This is a genomic window from Pseudoalteromonas sp. S2755 (assembly GCF_005886535.1).
GTDB lineage: Bacteria > Pseudomonadota > Gammaproteobacteria > Enterobacterales > Alteromonadaceae > Pseudoalteromonas.
Genome location: NZ_PNDS01000008.1, coordinates 33659 through 55577, shown reverse-complemented (window position 1 = coordinate 55577; position 21919 = coordinate 33659). Strand labels below are relative to the sequence as shown.

The 21919-nt window shown below is 44.1% G+C and carries 21 protein-coding genes; 15 read left to right on the top strand and 6 right to left on the bottom strand.

The window, feature by feature from the left end; translation table 11 throughout:
* Positions 1–369 precede the first annotated feature (369 nt).
* From rsmD to CWC03_RS01970, 12 genes are all read left to right on the top strand, one after another.
* A complete protein-coding gene (gene rsmD / locus CWC03_RS02025; RefSeq protein WP_138580375.1) occupies positions 370–954 on the top strand; it encodes a 16S rRNA (guanine(966)-N(2))-methyltransferase RsmD in 585 nt (194 codons plus the stop codon).
* Between the two features lie 186 nt (positions 955–1140).
* Complete coding sequence (gene rpsU, locus CWC03_RS02020; protein WP_010362466.1) at positions 1141–1356, top strand: 30S ribosomal protein S21; 216 nt, start codon at positions 1141–1143, stop codon at positions 1354–1356.
* Between the two features lie 20 nt (positions 1357–1376).
* A complete protein-coding gene (locus CWC03_RS02015) occupies positions 1377–1823 on the top strand; it encodes a GatB/YqeY domain-containing protein (protein ID WP_128727706.1) in 447 nt (148 codons plus the stop codon).
* A gap of 177 nt (positions 1824–2000) precedes the next feature.
* Entirely contained in the window at positions 2001–3740 is a 1740-nt protein-coding gene (gene dnaG, locus CWC03_RS02010; protein ID WP_138580374.1) for a DNA primase, read from the top strand.
* A gap of 121 nt (positions 3741–3861) precedes the next feature.
* Complete coding sequence (gene rpoD / locus CWC03_RS02005) at positions 3862–5712, top strand: RNA polymerase sigma factor RpoD (protein WP_128727704.1); 1851 nt, start codon at positions 3862–3864, stop codon at positions 5710–5712.
* 74 nt (positions 5713–5786) lie between these two features.
* Positions 5787–6659 (top strand): 50S ribosomal protein L11 methyltransferase, encoded by an 873-nt coding sequence (gene prmA, locus CWC03_RS02000; RefSeq protein ID WP_138580373.1) that lies wholly within the window; start codon positions 5787–5789, stop codon positions 6657–6659.
* A 303-nt stretch (positions 6660–6962) separates the two neighbouring features.
* Positions 6963–7928, top strand: a complete 966-nt coding sequence (gene dusB, locus CWC03_RS01995) for a tRNA dihydrouridine synthase DusB (RefSeq protein WP_010374120.1) — start codon at positions 6963–6965, stop codon at positions 7926–7928.
* A 45-nt stretch (positions 7929–7973) separates the two neighbouring features.
* Positions 7974–8264: a DNA-binding transcriptional regulator Fis gene (gene fis / locus CWC03_RS01990; protein WP_010374122.1), complete on the top strand. Its 291-nt coding sequence runs from the start codon at positions 7974–7976 to the stop codon at positions 8262–8264.
* 211 nt (positions 8265–8475) lie between these two features.
* A complete protein-coding gene (gene purH / locus CWC03_RS01985) occupies positions 8476–10062 on the top strand; it encodes a bifunctional phosphoribosylaminoimidazolecarboxamide formyltransferase/IMP cyclohydrolase (RefSeq protein ID WP_039492703.1) in 1587 nt (528 codons plus the stop codon).
* A 100-nt stretch (positions 10063–10162) separates the two neighbouring features.
* Entirely contained in the window at positions 10163–10999 is an 837-nt protein-coding gene (locus tag CWC03_RS01980) for a class I SAM-dependent methyltransferase (protein WP_138580372.1), read from the top strand.
* Between the two features lie 15 nt (positions 11000–11014).
* Positions 11015–12298 (top strand): phosphoribosylamine--glycine ligase, encoded by a 1284-nt coding sequence (gene purD / locus CWC03_RS01975; protein ID WP_045990370.1) that lies wholly within the window; start codon positions 11015–11017, stop codon positions 12296–12298.
* Between the two features lie 114 nt (positions 12299–12412).
* Positions 12413–13234, top strand: a complete 822-nt coding sequence (locus CWC03_RS01970) for a DUF2797 domain-containing protein (protein WP_138580371.1) — start codon at positions 12413–12415, stop codon at positions 13232–13234.
* On the opposite strand, the gene CWC03_RS01965 is transcribed toward CWC03_RS01970, so the two are convergent.
* A complete protein-coding gene (locus CWC03_RS01965; RefSeq protein WP_138580370.1) occupies positions 13207–15723 on the bottom strand; it encodes an EAL domain-containing protein in 2517 nt (838 codons plus the stop codon). The genes CWC03_RS01970 and CWC03_RS01965 overlap by 28 nt on opposite strands.
* Before the next feature lie 76 nt (positions 15724–15799).
* On the opposite strand from CWC03_RS01965, the gene CWC03_RS01960 reads away from it, so the two are divergent.
* Positions 15800–16099, top strand: a complete 300-nt coding sequence (locus tag CWC03_RS01960) for a DUF4144 family protein (RefSeq protein WP_138580369.1) — start codon at positions 15800–15802, stop codon at positions 16097–16099.
* On the opposite strand, the gene CWC03_RS01955 is transcribed toward CWC03_RS01960, so the two are convergent.
* From CWC03_RS01955 to CWC03_RS01935, 5 genes are all read right to left on the bottom strand, one after another.
* Positions 16096–17016, bottom strand: a complete 921-nt coding sequence (locus CWC03_RS01955) for a histone deacetylase family protein (RefSeq protein WP_138580368.1) — start codon at positions 17014–17016, stop codon at positions 16096–16098. The two genes, CWC03_RS01960 and CWC03_RS01955, sit on opposite strands and share 4 nt — an antisense overlap.
* A gap of 103 nt (positions 17017–17119) precedes the next feature.
* Complete coding sequence (locus CWC03_RS01950) at positions 17120–18682, bottom strand: serine hydrolase (RefSeq protein ID WP_138580367.1); 1563 nt, start codon at positions 18680–18682, stop codon at positions 17120–17122.
* 45 nt (positions 18683–18727) lie between these two features.
* Entirely contained in the window at positions 18728–19258 is a 531-nt protein-coding gene (locus CWC03_RS01945; protein ID WP_138580366.1) for a gamma-glutamylcyclotransferase family protein, read from the bottom strand.
* Positions 19258–19881: a LysE family translocator gene (locus CWC03_RS01940; RefSeq protein WP_138580365.1), complete on the bottom strand. Its 624-nt coding sequence runs from the start codon at positions 19879–19881 to the stop codon at positions 19258–19260. The genes CWC03_RS01945 and CWC03_RS01940 overlap by 1 nt, the downstream gene beginning before the upstream one ends.
* Positions 19865–20656 carry a hypothetical protein gene (locus CWC03_RS01935; RefSeq protein WP_138580364.1) on the bottom strand — a complete coding sequence of 264 codons (792 nt, stop codon included), beginning with the start codon at positions 20654–20656 and terminating at the stop codon, positions 19865–19867. Before CWC03_RS01935 ends, CWC03_RS01940 begins: the two co-directional genes overlap by 17 nt.
* A gap of 81 nt (positions 20657–20737) precedes the next feature.
* On the opposite strand from CWC03_RS01935, the gene CWC03_RS01930 reads away from it, so the two are divergent.
* Both CWC03_RS01930 and rsuA read left to right on the top strand, forming a co-directional pair.
* The gene (locus CWC03_RS01930) at positions 20738–21067 is read left to right on the top strand and encodes a 5-carboxymethyl-2-hydroxymuconate Delta-isomerase (RefSeq protein ID WP_138580363.1); all 330 of its coding nucleotides are present in this window, start codon (positions 20738–20740) and stop codon (positions 21065–21067) included.
* Between the two features lie 23 nt (positions 21068–21090).
* On the top strand, positions 21091–21801 hold the full coding sequence (gene rsuA / locus CWC03_RS01925) for a 16S rRNA pseudouridine(516) synthase RsuA (protein WP_171040191.1): 711 nt from the start codon (positions 21091–21093) through the stop codon (positions 21799–21801).
* Positions 21802–21919: the final 118 nt, after the last annotated feature.

The window sequence follows — 21919 nt, the reverse complement described above, 5'->3', positions numbered from 1 at the left end:
CGCTCAGCTTGTTCTTTTGCTAACTGCTCTTGGCGCTCTGCTTCTTGTTGCTCTTTATCGGATTTACCAAAGCCCAACCAAGATAAAAATTTGTTTTTCTTTCCCATATTCACTTATGACCGTGTTAGATAAATTGCATAAACCCAAAGCAAAATGTTGATGATCTTGCTACCATACTCGAAAGCGCCAATCCGCATCAGCTTATTGCTTTTACTTGGATTGATATCACACTTAATTTTGGGCTCGAAAGGCAAGCCGAGGATGGCAACCTTAGTGCTTAGACAAAATTGCGTGCAAGTGTACCATGTTCCGTAAGGATGAAAAATCCTGACACCAAGAACCTTTAATAAAGAAGCAAATTACGTCGCTATGAGAAAATCTAAGCCTAAGTCAAATACCAAACAGTCGGGATTTATTCGCCTGATCAGTGGCAAACATAAAGGTCGCAAGTTACCAGTTCATGATGTTGTGGGATTAAGACCAACAACGGATAGAATGAAAGAAACCGTTTTTAATTGGCTCATGCAGGATGTAAGAGACGCAAAAGTACTCGATTGCTTTGCCGGTGCTGGCAGTCTAGGATTTGAGGCTATTTCACGCTTTGCAGCAAGCGGAACCTTTATCGAACTGGATAAAACCGCGGCGACGCAGCTTAGCAATAATGCAACCTTACTTAAGCTGGATAACGTTGAAATCATTAATACCGACGCATTAACCATGCTGGCAAATAACCCTAAGCAACAGCAATATAACTTGGTTTTTATTGACCCACCCTTTCGCAAAGGGCTTGTGACTCCTTGTTGTGACTTACTTGAGTCACAATCTTGGCTCAGCGAAGACGCACTCATCTATGTTGAATTTGAACAAGAGGCACAACCTGAAACACCAGAAAATTGGCAAGTAATTAAAGAAAAGCATGCAGGACAAGTGATCTGCCGTCTTTATCAGCGCTGAAATTCCCCCATAAAGAATGAAAAAACAGCCGCTAGCGTATGACATGACAGGGCTGGTGTTTTTAGCTATAATTTAAGCTTTACATGCGGTCTTGCTTCAGATTACAATACCGCACCATTTTTGAACCAATTGGCTAGTTTTTAGCCAGATAGAGCTAAGCTCATTAATTAGGTAGGTGAATTTTTAATGCCAGTAATTAAAGTAAGAGAAAACGAGCCGTTTGACGTTGCACTACGTCGTTTCAAACGTTCATGTGAAAAAGCAGGTATCCTTTCTGAAGTTCGTCGTCGCGAGCACTACGAGAAGCCAACTGCTGAGCGTAAGCGCAAAAAAGCTGCAGCGGTTAAGCGTCACATGAAGAAGCTTTCTCGCGAAAACGCACGTCGCGTTAAATTATACTAATCAGTATTGGTCTTGTATCAATGAGCTTATTAGTTACGCTAAAAGACGCACAAAAAGAAGCGATGAAAGCCAAAGATAAACTTCGTCTTGGCGCGATTCGTGCGGTACTTGCTGAAATTAAACAGCGAGAAATCGACAACCAAACTACACTAGACGACGCAGGCATTACTGCGGTTTTAGTTAAGTTGGTTAAGCAACGTCGCGATTCTTATACCCAGTATAAAGATGCAGGGCGTGAAGACTTAGCTGAGATCGAAGCTAACGAAATTAGCGTACTTGAGACATTCCTTCCTAAGCCACTTAGCGAAGATGAAATTGTCGAGCTAATTGATGCCGTGATTGCACAAACTGGTGCGTCAGGCATGCAAGACATGGGCAAAGTAATGGGTGCGATTAAAGCAGAAGCTGAAGGTCGTGCTGATATGGGTAAAGTCTCTGGTTTAATTAAGCAAAGACTTACCGCTTAAGCCCACATACAATTGTATGATTGATAAGTGAACCGAGCCTAGTGCTCGGTTTCTTCGTTTTAGGCGTCATTCGCATCAATGCAGCGCTGATAAAATATCTCACTTGAATTAAGTTGATTTTTTCTCGTTGCTCCTTGATATAATGCGCTCACTCACTAATACAACTTCGGAACTTAAATGAAAGGCAAAATCCCTAGACAGTTTATTGATGACTTGCTCGCAAGAGCGGACATTGTCGAGCTCATAGACGGTCGCGTGGGATTAAAAAAAGCAGGAAAAGACTATCAAGCTTGCTGTCCATTTCACAATGAAAAAACGCCTTCATTTACCGTGTCACGTGATAAACAGTTTTATCATTGCTTCGGCTGTGGTGCTAATGGCAACGCAATTTCCTTTTTAATGGAATACGACAAGCTTGAGTTTGTCGATGCTATTGAAGAATTAGCCGCCCTATTAAACTTAGAAGTACCACGCGAAAATGCCCCGCAAGGGCCGCAACGTTCAATGGAAGAAAAAAAGTCTGACTATGACTTAATGCTCCAAGCGGCTAAGTTTTATCAGCATCAGTTAAAGCACCATAGCAATGCCACGCAAGTAATTGACTACGTAAAAGGGCGCGGCTTGAGTGGCGAAACTGTACAAAAGTTTATGATTGGTTATGCACCACCTGAGTGGGAAGCATTGTGCAATCAAATAGCCCGCAAGCCAGAACACAAGCAACAACTGCTTGATTTAAAATTAGCATCAGAAAAGTCAGCTGGCCGCCAATTTGACTTCTTCCGCGATCGCTTGATGTTCCCTATTCGTGATAAACGTGGTCGTGTCATCGCATTTGGCGGAAGGATAATGGGTGCAGATCAAGGCCCTAAATATCTAAACTCGCCTGAAACACGCATTTTCCATAAAAGTTTCGAGCTTTATGGTTTTTATGAAGCCAAGCAAGCACACAAGCAATTAGATAAGGTGTTGATTGTGGAAGGCTATATGGACGTCGTTGCCCTAGCAGAAAAAGGCATTGATTACGCCGTTGCCGCATTAGGCACTGCAACCACAGCTGAACACATGCAAACTTTGTTTCGTAATACCGACAGAGTGATCTGCTGCTACGACGGTGACAGAGCTGGCCGCGATGCTGCTTGGCGTGCGCTTGACCATGCCCTACCTAACTTGAAAGACGGTAAGTCACTACAGTTTGTATTTTTGCCTGATGGTGAAGATCCGGACTCATTAGTGCAGCAAGAAGGCAAAGACGCCTTTGAAGCACGACTGGAAACGGCAAGCGATTATACGCAAGTATTGTTTACCAAATTACGTGAGCAATGCGACCTTACAAATGATGCAGGCAAATCCAAGCTGCTTACCGATGCCATTCCACTGATCAGCAAAATACCCAGTGACTACTACCAAGAGAGTTTGTTAACTACCTTAGCGAGGTTAATTGGTCGTACTCGTGAGCAGCTTAGTGCTAAATTGGCAAGTAACAAACAGCAGAATAAAATTGAGCGCCAATTTAAAGTGACTCCGATGCGTCGAGCGATTGGCTTACTGCTCCAACATCCACAGCTTGCGCAAACGGTTGAGTATATGCCTGAACTCGGTGAAATGGCGATCCCAGGTATTCAACTACTGCTGAGCTTACAAATGTTATGTAGTGATAATCCACAAATAAACACAGCGCAGTTACTTGAACACTATCGCGGCCAGGCTGAATTCGATGCCTTGAAAAAGCTTGCGATATGGCAACATGGCGTTGCTGAAGATAGGCTAGAAGACGAATTTAAAAATACTTTTCAATTTATTGAAGATCAGTGTTTAAATTATCGCCTAGAGACCCTATTAATAAAGGAGAAAACCGAAGGCTTAACAAATGATGAGCGGCTAGAATGCGCACTCCTTACCCAAGCGCTTAAACAGTAGAAGTTCTAGTCAATAGCAATTTTCGGTGCTATAATGTTCTATTCACTGCGTCATCAAAATTTAGCTGTTAAATGGCTGGCGCCTGTTGTATCAACTTTTCAGAGTGGAAGCAAATTTCTCTATGGATCAATCTCCTCAGTCACAACTCAAACTTCTGATTCAGAAAGGTAAAGAGCAAGGTTATTTAACTTTTGCAGAAGTTAACGATCATCTTCCACAAGACATCATAGACTCAGATCAGGTAGAAGATATCATCAGCATGATCAACGATATGGGTATTCAGGTCTCTGAAAATGCGCCTGATGCTGATGAGTTGATGATGCAAGAAACAACAACAGATGAGGATGCTGCGGAAGCAGCAGCTGCGGCATTAGCAACAGTAGAAAAAGAAATTGGCCGCACAACTGACCCTGTTCGTATGTATATGCGTGAAATGGGTACGGTTGAACTTCTAACTCGTGAAGGCGAAATCCAAATCGCTAAGCGCATTGAAGAAGGGATCAACCAAGTACAGATTTCTGTTGCTGAATACCCAGAAGCTATTACTTATCTTCTAGAGCAATGGGACAAGTACGAAGCAGAAGAAATGCGTCTAAGCGACATTGTTTCTGGCTTCTTTGATCCTAATGCTATTGAGGAAGATGAAGCACCAATTTCAGCAACACACATCGGTTCTGAGTTAAGTGATGAAGACTTAGATGACGAAGATGATGATGAAGATGATGACGATGACGACTCAGAAGAAGGCGATTCAGGCCCTGATCCTGAAGAAGCTCGTGAGCATTTTGAACATCTTCGTACATTGTATAATACAGCGAGAGAAATTTTTGAAAGTAAAGGTCGCTCGCACCCAGATGCAAAAGCTGCAATTCAGGAAATCGGCGATCACTTCCGTACTTTCAAGTTAGTACCTAAGCAATTCGACCGCATGGTAAATAACATGCGCGACATGATGGACAAAGTGCGTGTTCAAGAACGTATCATCATGAAACAAGCAGTCCAGATTGCTAAGGTACCAAAAAAGGTTTTTGTTAAGCACTTTGCTAACAATGAAACCGATACCGCATGGATCGATGCTGAAATTGCATCAGGTGAAAAACATTCGGCAAAACTTGCTGAAGTAAAACCTGAAATCGAACGTTGTGTTAACAAGCTTAAAGCGTTTGAAGATAGCACGGGTCTTAGCATTGAGCGTATTAAAGACATCAACCGTCGCATGAGTATTGGTGAAGCGAAAGCTCGCCGTGCGAAGAAAGAGATGGTTGAAGCGAACTTACGTCTTGTAATTTCAATCGCTAAAAAGTATACCAACCGTGGCCTGCAGTTCTTGGATCTGATCCAAGAAGGTAACATTGGTCTGATGAAAGCGGTTGATAAATTTGAATACCGTCGTGGTTATAAGTTTTCAACATATGCAACGTGGTGGATCCGTCAGGCGATCACACGCTCGATTGCGGATCAGGCAAGAACTATCCGTATTCCAGTGCATATGATTGAAACAATCAATAAGCTGAATCGTATCTCTCGTCAAATGCTACAGGAAATGGGCCGTGAGCCAAGTCCTGAAGAATTGGCAGAACGTATGATGATGCCTGAAGACAAGATCCGCAAAGTGTTAAAAATCGCCAAAGAGCCGATCTCAATGGAGACGCCAATTGGTGATGATGAAGATTCACATCTTGGTGACTTTATCGAAGACACAACTATCGAGTCGCCGATTGATTCAGCAACGATGGAAAGTCTTCGTGGCGCGACCAACGAGGTACTTGCAGGTCTTACCGCTCGTGAAGCTAAAGTACTACGTATGCGTTTCGGTATCGATATGAATACAGACCACACGTTAGAAGAAGTGGGTAAACAGTTTGATGTAACACGTGAGCGTATTCGTCAGATTGAAGCTAAAGCGTTACGTAAGCTGCGCCACCCTTCTCGCTCAGATCTATTAAAGAGCTTTTTAGACGTTAAGGGCTAAAAAGTAGCAAATAAGATTAAGGCCGCTATTCAGCGGCCTTTTTTATATTAATTGGATTAAATAGGTATACACACATGGCTTGGATCCAAATCCGAATTTATTCAGATAAAGCCGATGCCGATGCGTTAAGCGATATGCTTATGGATGTCGGTTGTCCGTCTGTCACATTCATGGATAGTAAAAACAATCCCGTTTACGAACCAAAACCCGGCGAAGTCATCCTATGGCCCGAGACAACGGTGATCGGTTTGTTTGAAGCGAATCATGATATGCAAGCAGTCGTTGACTTTGTCCAATCACAGTATCACAAGCCGTTGAACTACAAGCTTGAACAGCTAGAAGACAAAGACTGGGAACGCGAGTGGATGGATAATTTTCATCCGATTAAGTTTGGTGAGAGATTATGGATCTGCCCAAGCTGGCGTGATGTGCCAGAGCCCAATGCCGTCAATGTGTTACTGGATCCAGGCCTTGCATTTGGTACTGGTACCCATGCCACAACCGCACTTTGCCTGCAATGGCTAGAACAACAAGACCTCAGCGGTAAAACGGTCGTTGATTTTGGCTGTGGCTCTGGGATTTTAGGTATTGCAGCAATCAAATTAGGCGCTGAGCGTGTGATTGGTATTGATATCGATCCACAAGCGCTTATCGCAAGCCGCGATAATGCCGAGCGTAATGGCGTTGCAGATAAACTAGAAGTGTATTTACCTGAAAACCAGCCGCAATTCAGTGCTGATATCGTTGTTGCTAATATTCTTGCACAGCCGCTGAGAGAGCTACACGAAATTATTCTCGGCTTCTTGGGCGACAAAGGTGCCATCGCCATGTCTGGGATTTTAGAAGAGCAAGCGCAATCTGTTGCGGATGTTTATGCGCCATTTTTAAAGCTAGACAACATTGCCCAACAGGGTGAATGGACGCGCGTCAGCGGTGTGAAAAAATAAGGCTGCTAACGTAACGCTGACAAAAGTATCAGCGGCTCAATGAAAGTTAGTAAGTTTTAACTGGTAAAGCCTGTAATTAACAGGCTTTACGCATTTTTCACAGCTTAAATTTTCGACTCAAATTGTACCTTTAAAATTGTTTTTGCATAAATTTCGTGCAAATTATCTGAGCTCTCAGGTTGTTATCAAATGTCAACCCATAAAGTTCAAAAAAAAAGCAATTATGTTCAATTTATAACCTTTGATTTTTGCGAAAAAAACCGTAAACTTAGCGCCCCTTGAGGTAAGGCGGATTAAACTGTAGTGCGTATTGGTCCATACCAACTTGAAAACAATCTTATCGTAGCACCAATGGCTGGGATCACCGACAGACCGTTTCGACAACTGTGTCGACGTCTAGGTGCAGGGCTTGCGGTATCAGAAATGTTGTCTTCAAATCCAAAAGTGTGGAAAACCGATAAGTCGCAAAATCGCATGGATCACAGCGGTGAATCGGGCATTCGCTCGGTACAAATCGCAGGAGCGGATCCTGAGTTGATGGCGCAAGCAGCACAATTTAATGTCGCAAACGGTGCGCAGATCATAGATATCAATATGGGCTGCCCCGCTAAGAAAGTGAACAAGAAGCTTGCAGGCTCAGCATTGTTGCAATATCCAGAGTTGGTTGACGAAATCGTAACCGCTGTGGTTGCTGCTGTTGATGTACCTGTGTCGTTAAAAATCCGTACAGGATGGGACACAGACAATCGTAACGGTGTTGAGATTGCTCGCATAGCTGAACGTCGAGGCATTGCTTCGCTAGCCGTGCATGGCCGTACAAGAGCATGTATGTATAAGGGCGAAGCTGAATACGCCACGATCAGAGAAATTAAACGTTCAGTATCTATTCCTGTGGTAGCAAACGGTGACATTACGTCTCCTGAAAAAGCGAAGCAGGTGCTGGAATACACGGGCGCAGATGCCATTATGATTGGTCGAGCCGCCCAAGGTCGTCCTTGGATTTTCCGAGAAATAGACCACTATTTGCAAACCGGTGAACATTTGCCAGAACCTGAAATAGCAGAGGTTCGAGCAATATTGATGGAGCACTTAGTAAATCTTCATCAATTCTATGGTGAGCCAATGGGAGCGCGCATCGCACGCAAGCATGTATCTTGGTATTTGCAGGCCCATGACCAAGAAGGTCAATTTAGGCGAGTATTCAATGCCTTGGAGACGCCAGAAGCGCAAATCGAGGCATTAGAAGACTATTTTGAAACATTAGGGTGAATGAATTTATTCATCCTTCAGGCTAACTAAGAAAGAGACATAACGATGTTCGAACAAAATGTGACTTCTCCATTTATTACTAACGCTCATGTTCAGTCACAAGAGAAACCGCAACCTTTGCGCGATGCAGTTAAAAAAGCTGTACATCACTACCTAAAGCAGCTTAATGGTCAAGACGTACAAGACGTTTATGAGTTAGTTCTTTCTGAGCTTGAAGCACCTCTACTTGAAGAGGTTATGACTTATACTCGTGGTAACCAGACTCGTGCAGCGATCCTTTTAGGCATCAACCGTGGCACACTTCGCAAGAAGCTAAAAAAATACGGCATGAACTAAGCACTGCTGGTAAAATTTAGTTGATAAAAAAGCACCTTCGGGTGCTTTTTTATTGTTTAAAATTCAGCAGCTAGCGGACATTTATCCTTTTCATATCGCACTTTTCTCATGTTTATCTCGCCTTTTAACATCGTCATCTTAACAATAATGCGCTAAAATACCGGCTTTCTAAGCTAGCCCTTAACTAATCATTGAGGAAACCTGAACCATCATGGATATACATCGTCCAATTCGTCGCGCCCTACTAAGCGTGTCAGATAAAACCGGTATCGTTGAATTCGCCACAGCACTTGCAGCTCAAGGCGTAGAAATTTTATCAACTGGCGGTACTTGCAAACTACTTGCAGACAACGGCATTAAAGTAACAGAAGTATCTGATTACACTGGCCACCCAGAAATCATGGATGGTCGCGTTAAAACGCTTCACCCAAAAGTGCACGGCGGTATCTTAGGACGTCGTGGTCAAGACGAAGACGTCATGACTGAAAACAATATTTCAGCAATCGATATGGTAGTAGTCAACTTATACCCCTTCGCACAAACTGTTGCGAAAGCTGACTGTAGCCTAGAAGATGCAATCGAAAATATCGATATTGGCGGTCCAACTATGGTTCGTGCTGCGGCTAAGAACCACAAAGACGTGACCATTGTTGTAAATGCGAATGACTACAGCCGTGTCATTGAAGAAATGAAGGCAAACTCTGGTTCTACAACATACAAGACACGTTTCGACCTTGCCATTGCTGCCTACGAGCATACCGCACAGTATGACGGCATGATTGCCAACTACTTCGGTAAAATGGTTCCGGATTATACGGAAGAAGCAGCAGAGGAAACCAAATTCCCTCGCACTATCAATATGCAATTCACTAAGAAGCAAGATATGCGCTACGGTGAAAACTCGCATCAAGACGCTGCTTTTTATGTTGAAAACAACATTGAAGAAGCATCCGTCGCGACGGCTAAACAACTTCAAGGTAAAGCGCTGTCTTATAACAATATCGCTGATACCGATGCGGCACTTGAGTGTGTTAAAGAGTTTGATAAGCCGGCTTGTGTTATCGTAAAACACGCAAACCCTTGCGGTGTTGCGGTAGATGAAAACATTCTTGCCGCCTATGACCGCGCGTTTAAGACTGACCCGACTTCTGCCTTTGGTGGTATCATCGCCTTTAACCGAGAGCTAGACGGCGACACGGCGGAAGCCATCGTAGCGCGTCAGTTTGTTGAAGTTATCATCGCGCCGAGCGTATCAGAAGAAGCCGCACAAATCGTTGCTGCAAAGCAAAATGTACGTTTACTAGAATGTGGTCAGTGGTCAAACAAAACCACTGGTACCGATATTAAGCGTGTTAATGGCGGTATCTTAGTACAAGATCGTGACCAAGGTATGGTTGGTTTGGACGACCTTAAGGTGGTTTCGAAACGTCAACCTACAGAGCAAGAACTAAAAGATCTACTGTTCTGCTGGAAAGTCGCTAAATTTGTTAAGTCCAACGCGATTGTTTACGCCCGTGATGGGATGACTATTGGTGTGGGCGCTGGCCAAATGAGCCGCGTATACTCTGCGAAAATCGCAGGGATTAAAGCCGCAGACGAAAACCTAGAAGTTCCAGGTTCTGTCATGGCTTCTGATGCGTTCTTCCCATTCCGTGATGGCATTGACGCCGCTGCAGCTGCGGGTATCACTGCGGTTATCCAGCCGGGTGGTTCAATGCGTGATGAAGAGGTGATTGCCGCCGCTGATGAAGCGGGAATGGCAATGGTGTTTACCGGCATGCGCCACTTCCGCCATTAATCAATAAAGCGCGAAACTTATGAGTTTCGCGCTTTTTGTTTCAGCTAATTTCCAGTATTCTGGCTACAGCATAATCATAACAGAATGAAGGAAGCTAACGATGAATCTAGGTATGAAATCTCTTATCGCTGCTGCAGTATTTACCACTTTAGTGGGCTGTAACGCGACAGAATCCAACTCCAGCCAAGCAGTACCAAGCGCGATTGCAAAAGCAGTTGCTAGCGACAATCGAGCTGAGAAAAATAGAGCGCGAGACCAGTATCGCCACCCAAGTGAAACGCTTGCTTTTTTTGGCATTGAGCCATCAATGACCGTGGTAGAAATTGCACCTGGTGGTGGTTGGTATAGTGAGATTTTAGCGCCACTGGTTAAAGGTCAAGGCACCTATTATGCAGCGCACTTCCCTGCTGATTCAGATGTTGGCTACTATCAACGCTCATTAAAAAGCTACAAAGAAAAAGTAGCAACCAACCCAGACTATAGTGAAGTAAAGATCACGGAATTTGCACCGGTAACACACAGCAACATTGCACCACAAGGCAGTGCTGACGTGGTACTAACTTTCCGTAACGTGCATAACTGGTACATGGGTAAGGGAGATGAAGGTGTACTTAGCGCGTTCAACGCGTTTAATAAGGCACTGAAGACTGGTGGCATTTTAGGTGTTGTTGAACACCGTCTGCCTGAGCACCGCCAACTTGAGGATCAAAAGTCGTCAGGTTATATGAAGCAAAGTTATGTTATTGATATCGCCAAGCAAGCTGGGTTTGAATTAGTTGCAAGCAGCGACATTAACGCTAACCCGCTAGACAGCGCCAATCACCCAAAAGGCGTCTGGACTCTGCCACCTCGCTTAGCGCTAGGTGATGAAAAAGCAGCGCAATATAAAGCGATTGGGGAAAGCGACCGCATGACCTTAAAATTTAAAAAGCTTTAATAGGAAAATTTCGCCATGAATGTACTCGTCATTGGCAGCGGTGGACGTGAGCATGCGCTTGCGTTCAAAGCCGCACAAAACCCATCTGTAAAAACGGTTTTTGTAGCACCTGGAAACGCAGGTACTGCGCTTGAGCCTAAACTCGAAAACGTGGCTATCGGCGTTGAAGATATCGATGCCTTGGTCGTCTTTGCTAAAGAAAACAATGTACAATTAACCATTGTTGGCCCTGAAGCACCGCTAGTTATCGGTGTGGTTGACCGTTTCCGTGAAGAAGGCTTAGCTATTTTTGGACCTACTCAAGCGGCAGCGCAGCTAGAAGGCTCTAAGTCGTTTACTAAAGACTTTTTAGCACGTCACGATATTCCAACAGCGGCTTATCAAACGTTTGAAGAGATTGAACCTGCGCTTGCCTACTTGAAAGCACAAGGGGCACCTATCGTTGTTAAGGCTGATGGTCTTGCTGCTGGTAAAGGGGTCATCGTGGCAATGACCGAAGCGGAAGCAGAAGAAGCTATCCGCGATATGCTTGCGGGGAATGCGTTTGGCGAAGCGGGCAGCCGTGTGGTTATTGAAGAGTTTTTAGAAGGTGAAGAAGCCTCTTTCATCGTCATGGTTGACGGCAAAAATGTACTTCCTTTTGCCACCAGCCAAGATCACAAACGTGCGTACGATGGTGATAAAGGTCCAAATACAGGGGGCATGGGTGCATACTCTCCAGCTCCTGTAGTCACGCCAGATATTCATGATCGCATCATGGCCGAAGTGATTAATCCAACGGTTGAAGGTATGGCGAAAGAAGGTCACCCTTATACAGGTTTCCTATACGCTGGTTTGATGATCACAGCAGACGGCACACCAAAAGTTATCGAGTATAACTGCCGCTTTGGTGACCCAGAAACACAACCTATCATGTTACGCCTCCAATCTGATTTAGTTGAGCTGATTGAAGCGGCAAACCGTGAAGAGCTTGATCAAACATCGATTGAATTCGATCCGCGAGCTGCCGTTGGTGTTGTGCTTGCAGCTAGTGGCTACCCTGGCAACTATCCTAAGGGTGACGCTATCTCAGGTCTTCAGGTGAACTATCCTGAAGGTGAAAAAGTGTTCCATGCCGGTACTAAGCAAGATGGCGAGCATGTAGTCACCGCTGGTGGTCGAGTATTATGTGCAACGGCCCTTGGCCACACGGTAACCGAAGCGCAAAAACGCGCCTACTCTCTAGTGAAAGACATTCACTGGGATGGCGTAGAGTACCGCACAGATATCGCATATCGCGCAATCGCACGCGAAAGCTAATTCGCGTTCAGTTTTGTAAGGCCAGCTCGATGCTGGCCTTTTTCATTTTTACACACTGCGTTTCTTAGTTTGTAATGGTATCCTACCCTTTTATGAGCATTTTTAGGGGCAAAGATGCAAGTACAAGGTACACTCAGCAAGTTAAAGTCAGCGCTTGTTGAACCTATTCAATATCAATTACCCGTGGGTGATAACTTAGTATCACTCAATGACTACTTTGGTAAATCCGTCACCCTTACCTTCACCGGCAATATATTTTGCAGTAGCTGTGGTAAAAAAACCAAAAAAAGCTATTCGCAGGGGCACTGCTTCGTGTGTATGAGAAAGCTCGCCAGCTGCGACATGTGTATTATGAAGCCAGAGACCTGTCACTATGATCAAGGTACCTGTCGTGAACCCCAATGGGGCGAAGAGAACTGTATGATCCCGCACTATGTGTATTTGGCCAATACCTCAGGCCTTAAAGTTGGGATCACCCGTCATACGCAGATCCCAACGCGTTGGGTAGATCAAGGCGCAACGCAAGCATTGCCGATTTTTAAGGTGCAGACCCGTCACCAGTCAGGATTAGTGGAAGTGGCGCTGGCTCAGTTTATTGCCGATAAGACTAACTGGCGCAATATGCTCAAAGGCATCAACCCTGAAATAAACCTCAAAGCAGAAGCCGCTAAACTTATCCCACAGATCCAAGCCAAACTCGACGAACTCGCCGAACTCTTTGGTGCAACCGCTATTGAAGTGCTAGACGAGGACGTGGTCGACCTCACCTTCCCAGTAAACCAGCACCCGAGTAAAATCAGCTCGTTTAACTTTGATAAAGACCCTGTTGTATCAGGCGTGCTTGAAGGGATCAAAGGCCAATACCTTATTTTTGATAATGGTGTGATCAATATTCGTAAGTTTACTTCTTACGAAATTACCTTCTCTGACGAATAAAATGCATGCCAATCGTCTTCTGTAAGCGGCTTACAGAAGACGTAACCTTGGATTGTATGACAACCGAGCTTGCGCAGGTAACGTTTCTGTACTGGCTTTTCAACGCCCTCAGCTACAACTTGCAGGTTGAGCGCCTTAGCCATCGCCACAATTGCCGAAACAATTTCGCTGTTGCCATATTCATCGGGCACTTTAGCGATAAAACTCGCATCTATTTTTAAGATGTCGATGGGCAGCTTAGCCAAGTAACTGAGCGCAGAATACCCTGTACCAAAATCATCAATCGCCAGTTTGACACCCAGCTCCTTGAGTTTTTTCAAGGTGTACTTAGCCTCGTGAAGATTACCGATGAAGCTATTTTCGGTAAGCTCAAGCTCAAGATACTTACCGTCGACGTTATGCTTTTTTAATGCCTGCGCGACACACTGATAAAGGTCGCCTTGAGTGACATGAGACGCCGAGATGTTAATCGCCATGCGCCTAATCTCAACCCCAGCGCATTGCCATTGCGACAAGTGCTGACAGGCTTTATCTATTACCCACTGATCTAAGCGCATAATAAGCCCGAGCTCCTCAGCAAGTGGGATAAATTGGGCCGGCGAGATCATCCCGAGATTTGGGTCACGCCATCTTAGCAAACACTCAACACTTGAAATGCGACTGCTGGTTAAACATTGCAATGGCTGAAAATGCAGTTCAAACTCGTCATTTTCCAAGGCATTCTGAAAACGACTTAGCATGGACAAACGCTCAAATGAACGTGCATTCATCGAAGCTTCGAATAATTGGAATGAATTACGCCCGACTTCTTTGGAGCGATACATAGCAACATCGGCGTGTTTGAGTAAAGTTTCCGTATCATGACCATCCTCGGGATAAATAGCAGCCCCCATTGAGGCCGTCGCAGCCACCTGCATATCACCAAGTTGAAAGGGATTCGATAATGCCATTAAGATTTGGTCTGCAAATTCAATAACCTCCGACATGCCATTCACTTCGCTTAGTAACACGACAAATTCGTCGCCACCAAGTCGGGCCAACGTGTCACCTTCGTTTAGAATAGACTTTATTCGCTCACTAACCTGCACTAATAACTCATCTCCAGCGCTGTGCCCAAGTGAGTCATTCACTTCTTTAAAGCGGTCTAAATCTATAAACATCACACTGAGTTTTTGCTTATAACGGTGCGCTGATGCCAATGCCATAGAGAGTCTATCGTAGAATAAGCGACGATTAGGCAGCCCAGTCAATTCATCAAAGTAGGCTAAGCGAGCAATTTTTTCTTCCGCATTTTTACGCTCTGTAATGTCGCTAAAAATGGCTGCGTAAAGCATATCGTCACTGTACGGTTCTCTGATCTCAATAATCGTGAGCCATTCAACATAAATCTCACCGCTCTTTTTACGATTGCATATCTCGCCCTGCCACACACCCGTTTCTCTGAGCGTTTGCCACATACTCTGATAATAGGATTCATCATGTAGCCCAGAGCTCAACACACTTGGGTTTTTCCCTAGCACTTCGTAATTTTTGTAGCCAGTAAGCGCACTAAACGCTGGGTTGATCTGGATTATTTCTCCTGAGCTTTTGGTGATCATGATGCCATCGAGAGAAGCATCAATAATACGGTTAGCTAGATATAGATTTTTCTCCGATTTTTGCAGTGCAATATCACGTTGTACTAGGACTTTTTCCAGCTCACTACAATATGCAGTTTCAATTTCAGTCAGGACATTTTTGAGTGCTAATAGCCCAATCACTTGTTGCGAATCTGGTGAAGTCACCACCAAATGACGAATGGAGTTTACCGTCATCAGCCGGTAAGCATCGAATAGGCTGTCTTTTGGCGTCATGGAGAGCATAGGATAGCTGGCCAATTGCCAGCAAGGCTGGCGCCAATCAGGGTTGAGAATAATATACGCAATATCACGCTGAGTAATAATGCCATACTCATTTAATTCACGGTTATACACCAGCACGGCGGTAAGCTTTAGCTCACGCATATTATTGATAACATCAGAGACGCAGTCTTCACTGTCTAAAATCACTATGCTCGAGTCAAAGTGCTGCTCAATTGGTCTAAAGTGCAAATAATGGTCGAGCCCTTGACTGCGCACGATATCGGATAAAGAAACCACACCACAAGGCAGATTATCTGAGTCCACCACGAGTAAGTGACGGATCCCTAGTTGGTGGAACTTGACCGTTGCCTCGCTCAAGGTTTTATCTATTTGAATTTTTTGCACTGGTGCTGTCATCACGGCCCGGATCGGGACCTGTGCAAAGTCGGGATCGTTAAAATTGAGCTTAACGCAATCCGATTCGGTCCAGATACCAATGATATCATCGGCACGAGTAACAAAGATCGAGCTCACTCTACTGGCTCGCATCTTCGCCACCGCATCGTATAGACTGGTTTGCTCATCGCAACATAACAAGCTATTGGTAAATACTTCTTTGATCTGTAACTGACGTGAATCACCAACCATAAGCACACTCTCGCAATATTATTCCAATTTAAAGTATACTGGGCGACACTTTTTATAACTTGACCAAGAACAAATTATGGCGATAAAAAGCTATCCTTTATTGCTGGTATTAGACCAAAGTATTGAGTTTATCGAAGATGAAAAAGCACTTAGAGATGCAACGCATCTGCTCGATGATGCGTCACTAAAACGGTTAATTCTAGTATACCCAAACGATTGCTGCAGCAACGTACACGGTGCGCCCGTGCAAGGTATTGATTTGAAATATTTAACCGAATTAGTGCAACAATATCTCGTTGACGAAGGCCAGTGTTGCGTGAGCAAAATCCAATTGAGCAATACTCAGCAGGCTTTTGATTTGTTAGGTCTAAGCTAACCGGCTTCAACCAGCGCTTTGATATGTGTCACAGCGCTGCGGCCTAAAGAAGAAAGATCGTAGCCCCCTTCTAAGTATGAAATAATCCCCAAACAGTCCGATGAGTTTGCAAACTCTACCACTTGCTCGGTGAACCACTGGTAATCTTGTTCAACAAACTTGAGCCCGCCCATATCATCCTCTAAATGACCATCAAACCCTGCACTGATAAAGATGAGCTGAGGTTTAAATGATTGCAGCTTAGGTAACCATTGTTGCTCCACCAAGGCTTTTAATTCTGTGCCATCTGCTCCCGCACTCAATGGAGAATTGATAAGTGTTTGATGATTCTCAATCGCGGTATTTGGATAAAAAGGGTGCTGAAATAAAGAGCAAAATAACACGCTATGATCGTCTTTGAAAATGTCTTGTGTGCCATTACCATGATGTACATCGATATCCAATATAGCCACCCGCTCTACGCCCTTTGTCTTGGCATAAGCGGCGGCAATAGCAACATTATTAAAGACACAAAATCCCGATGAAGTACTTTGATTGGCATGATGTCCAGGAGGTCTAACAGAACAAAATGCAGCATCAAGTTTACCAGCAACGACTTCGTCCACCGCAAGTATTCCTGCGCCAACAGCCCGTTCAATCGCTCTCATAGAATCAGGACAAAGCCAAGTGTCGCCGTCTAGTTCGGTTAACCCTTCATTAGGAATTTTATCCATGACTTCTTTGATCATGGCTTGGTCATGAACCAATGCATAGTGTGACGTATCGGCTTTCAGTGCCGTTTTGTGTTCAATGGCGATATCAAGTCCAGACGCTAGCAACCGATCTGATATCGCATCTAACCTCGCAGGACACTCAGGATGTTCCTCGGTCATTTTATGCTTGCGGCAATATGGATGAGTAATAATTGCAGTACGCATAACGAATATACATCCTATGTTAGTTTGCGACGAGGTTGATTTAAGTAGCTACTCTTTCACTATATCAAAGCCACATAATTGTGGCTTTGATACTTTGGTATACTTAGTGCTGGATTTCTTTCGCCTTTAAATCCAAGTTATGAAAATCGAAACTAAAGTCGCTTATTTCTGGATTAACAAACTCCATCGCAGCAGACTTAACCCGTTGAGATTTATCCATCACAAAATTGATGTAAGCATCTGCTTCAAGTAATGGCTCATCCCAACGCACCACAAAAGTGTTACCGGTTAAGTGCTCAAGTTTCCCTTTTAGGCGCTTAGTATGCGTAAAATCAATGCGCAGTGCCTTACCAAGCTTTTCCACTACCACATCGCCATACCAAGCGCTATTTAATGTCCCCGTGTAGTTGTTCAACGGTAAAGCAGGCTGTGGTTTTGCAACTTCGATTATCCCAGCTTTGGCATATTTTTCTTGTTGCGCCTTAAAGTAATCATCGGCGATGATCTGCACCCAGTTTTTATCTTCTAGGCCAAGCGCATCTTCAAACACTTCATTGATAATCGCGGAAAGTGCAGGGTATTTTTGCTGGTTTGATAAGACCACCACACCCAGTTTTTTCTCTGGGATCATCGCAACTTGCGACACCATACCTAAAATCCCACCGCCGTGGCCCACCTTCTTGTAACCAAAGTAGTCCTCTACTGCCCAACCAAGGCCGTACCCTCTAAACTGCTGGTGATATACTTCTGCGGCTTTTCCTGCGGGAATACGTGTAATGTGTGGATGCCACATTTGCACTTGTTGCTCTTGGCTAAATAGCTGCTCGCCAGAAGGTAAACGACCACCTTCAAGCTGAGTTTGTAACCACTTGGTCATGTCATCCACGTTAGACGCAATGGCGCCAGCACCACGGAAATCTTCTAGGTAGTTAACAAAGAACGGTGTAAGTTTGCCATCCATCGGAATATGGCCAGTCGCCCAATTACTATTGTTAGCCGGGATCCGAGAGAATCCAGCCTTTGAGTCATCCATATCTAGCTTGGTAAACATTTCCTGCTCAACAAAATCGCGCCAATCTTTACCACTGACTCGGCTTACAACTTCTCCTGCAACAACAAACATCAAATTGTTATAAGCGTAATGACTGCGGAAACTTGAATCCGGTTTGAGGTGTGAAATACCAGCAAGCAATTCAGGCATGGTTTTATTAGTATCAGGCCAGATCATAAGATCGCCCGCCCCAAGGCCCAATCCACTTCGATGACTTAATAAATCTCGGATAGTCATCTCTTGAGTAACATAGCTATCGTAAAGCTTAAATTCCGGAATATGCTTGATGACTTTGTCATCCCAACTCAGCTTACCTTGATCTATCAACATCGCCAGTGCTGCTGCCGTGAATGCTTTGGTATTGGATGCAATACCAAACAAGGTATCCGCATTGACCCTAGCAGGCTTATTTAAATGCGTCACCCCGAAGCCCTTGGTCATCACAACCTGACCATCTTCTACAATACCAATTGCCAAACCTGGAATATTAAATTTTTCCATCGCACTTTTTACCGCAGCTTCAACATCCTGTTGGTTTACTGCCGCGCTTGCCTGCGCACTAAGAAAACTTGCAGCAACTAGGCCTGAGGTTAATAGCCATTGTTTTATTTTCATTATTTTTCCTTGGTTTTTTGCCACAACCAATCATGATGTTACCAGTCAAGCTTTGAGATTTAACTTCGTAATATCACAGTGGTAGATGGCTAATTCTTGTTGTTGTCTGTCACTATTATTATCTGTAACGTGTGATTGCGCCGAAATTGCCTGTAAATAGCTAGTCGGAAACTGATGCTCCTTTGCCCCGGCCAACACATGATGTACGTACCAATCGAAAGGTAATTGATGTTCCACAAAGGTGTTAGCAATATAGCACCAAGCGTCCACCATACCGCCATCTTGCCTTTCAACAGGCAAACAATGACAGCTGTAGCGCTCCCCTTCAATGTCGTCCAAACGCGCCTTTTCTTGCTCATCCAACGCATACAAAACGCCATAAACATGGCTATTTGCTTTAGTGCTCGGCGTAATACTGCACTTGGCTGAACCATCGGTGCTCAACATATCAAAAGTCAGCCGATAGCCATGCAATTTCCCCACTCCAAGTAGCTTCGCTTGTGGTAAGCGAGCAAGCAGACGTGCAGTCGACATATTTGAACCAAAACTAAAGTTAATAATGTTTTTGTCACTCATTACATCACCAATCTTACTGCAAGCAATAACATGATCACACCGATCCCGCGATCAAACCAATGTCCTGCACGACGAAAAAATTGTCTTACCGTAGTTTTTGATAAAACTAAAGATAAAAATGAAAACCAGGTCCAGGTAGCCAACGCCATATAAACACCGTAAAACAACTGCACACTGCTTGGTGTGGTTGGCTCAATCACTAAGGTAAAAAGCGATAAGAAAAACAGCGTTGCTTTAGGATTTAAGGCATTGACCAAAAAGCCTCGTTTTAACGCAGTCCAATTAGACTCAGTAACAGCGTGTTCAGTAATATTTTCTTGCTCTGAATTGGGTTTTGCATACCGCAACGCTTGGACCCCTAGGTAAGCTAGGTAAAGCGCGGCGATGTATTTTACTGCTGTGAACAAGGTTTCAGATTGAGATAGCAGTAACGCAACTCCCAATAAGCAATAACTGACATGTACTAAAATACCAAGGCCAACCCCAAAACTCGTCCAAAGGGCATTTGCTCTACCCTGCTGTACACTTTGTTTAAGCACTATCGCAAAATCAGGACCAGGACTTGCGACAGCAAAAAAATGTGCCAGCGCAATTAAAATAAACTCATCAAGATAAGCGAGCATGTGCATGCTCCTGTAAGGCCAGTAAATCACCCCGCTCTGAGTTATTCATTAAGGTATTAATTTGCTTTTTGGCCTTTTTATACTGACTCACAAGGTGTGACTTAAGATGCTTATGACCATCTTTCACTCCTTTAAAATGACATACTAGGGCATGTACAAAAACACTTTGCTGCTCCGTCAGTGCAGCTTTTCGGTTAGCATATTGGTTGTAGCAAGAACCACATCCTCCCCTAAAGTGATATACGGTATTAGACACCATGACTCCAAAGCCAAAAAAGCTCGCCAGCACATCACAAGCTGCATCTAATTGCGCTTCCCCACCTGGAGGTAACACGCCACGCTGTAAAATTAGAACTTTTGCCATAACACCTGCATAACTGGCGATCAGATCTTGAGGCTGATTTATTTGATTGGGATTATAAGAAATCAAAATAGGCGCAGCCGCTTCAGCGATAACCGCTTGCTCACCGCGCCAACGCCCTGCAATGTTTAACTTAGTCATGCTGGTCGACGTGAGCATGCGTTCAGGCGCAACTAAAGTGATTGGCCACTGCTGTAGCCCTGCATAGGATTTTACTCGGGAGAAAACCACTGCCGCCATTTCTTCAATGCTGGATACCGGCTCAGGAAAACAACTGGGAGTCGGAGTAATGATCTGCGTTTCATGTAAAAAGTACTCGCCATCAAAATGCTCAAATGCCCAGACAAAGGTATCAATTAACCATTGGGTTTCTTCACCGCTAAGCAAAGGTGAGACTTTAAATAAGGACAGCATGCTAATAATTCACTCTTTTCTGGAATAACCCCTGATAAATAGCATAAACTCTGAGCCTAATGCAAAAACATGGAGTTTCACATGCCACACTTTATTCTCGAACACTCAGCTAATTTGCCAATTGAAACCGAGGCGTTAGTATCACAGGTGCAGCAATTTGCCTGTGCAAGTGGCTTGTTTGATCCAACTTCCGTCAAAACCCGTGCTGTTGCTTTTGAGCACTTTCAGCTAGGTGATGGCAAACAAGGATTTATTCACCTGCAGATCCATATGATGGCTGGTAGAACATTAGCGCAAAAACAAATGCTCACGGAAGGTGCACTAAAGCTTTTGCTCGCAAAAGTCGGGGAGCATTTTGCGCTCAGTGTCCATTGCTATGATTTATTATCCGATATTTACCGCAAAAACTAATTTATTATTCGAGTTATTTAGCTATGAAATTTCCATGTAGATTGGAGAAATTTTTGAGCCACGTTGCAGAGATGCCGCGCAGCAAGGTCAAAATTAATATTAAAAAAGGTCTAGTTACCGTCAATGGCAATATCGTCAAAAAAGGCGATATCCAAGTCACCCCAGCAGACCACATTACTTTCGATGGCAAACGCCTAGAGTATTTGGGTTTACGCTACTATATGCTAAACAAACCACAAGGTTATGTGTGTGCAAATAGTGATGAATTACACCCAACAGTATTCGATTTAATCGAAGAACCTAACTTAAAAGATTTTCATGTTGCAGGTAGGCTGGACATCGACACGACGGGTTTGGTTTTGCTCACTAACGATGGTGATTGGTCTCATCAAATCACCTCGCCGAAAAAACAAAAGTTTAAAACTTATGTACTAGAAAGCCGCGATGAGCTCACTGAAGAAGCGCTAACACAGCTTGAACAAGGCGTTGAGCTACACGGTGAAAAACAAGCAACCCTGCCGGCAAAAGCGGAGCTTATTGATAAATTTGCACTACGCTTGTCTATTTGCGAAGGAAAATACCATCAAGTAAAACGTATGCTTGCCGCAGTTGGCAATCAAGTAGTTGAACTTCATAGAGAAAATATTGCAGGGATCGAGCTTGATCCAAACCTTGCAGAAGGTGAATATCGCCCGTTAACTGATGAAGAAATAAGCATAATTAATGCAAGCTAGTTATCCTATTTGTGTAGTATGAGTAAATATCATCTCAAAATAGTCCGCATAGAGCATTAACCTACTTACAAACTCCCCCTAAACGTGCTAAATCATGTAATGAGAGTATTTTTAGGGG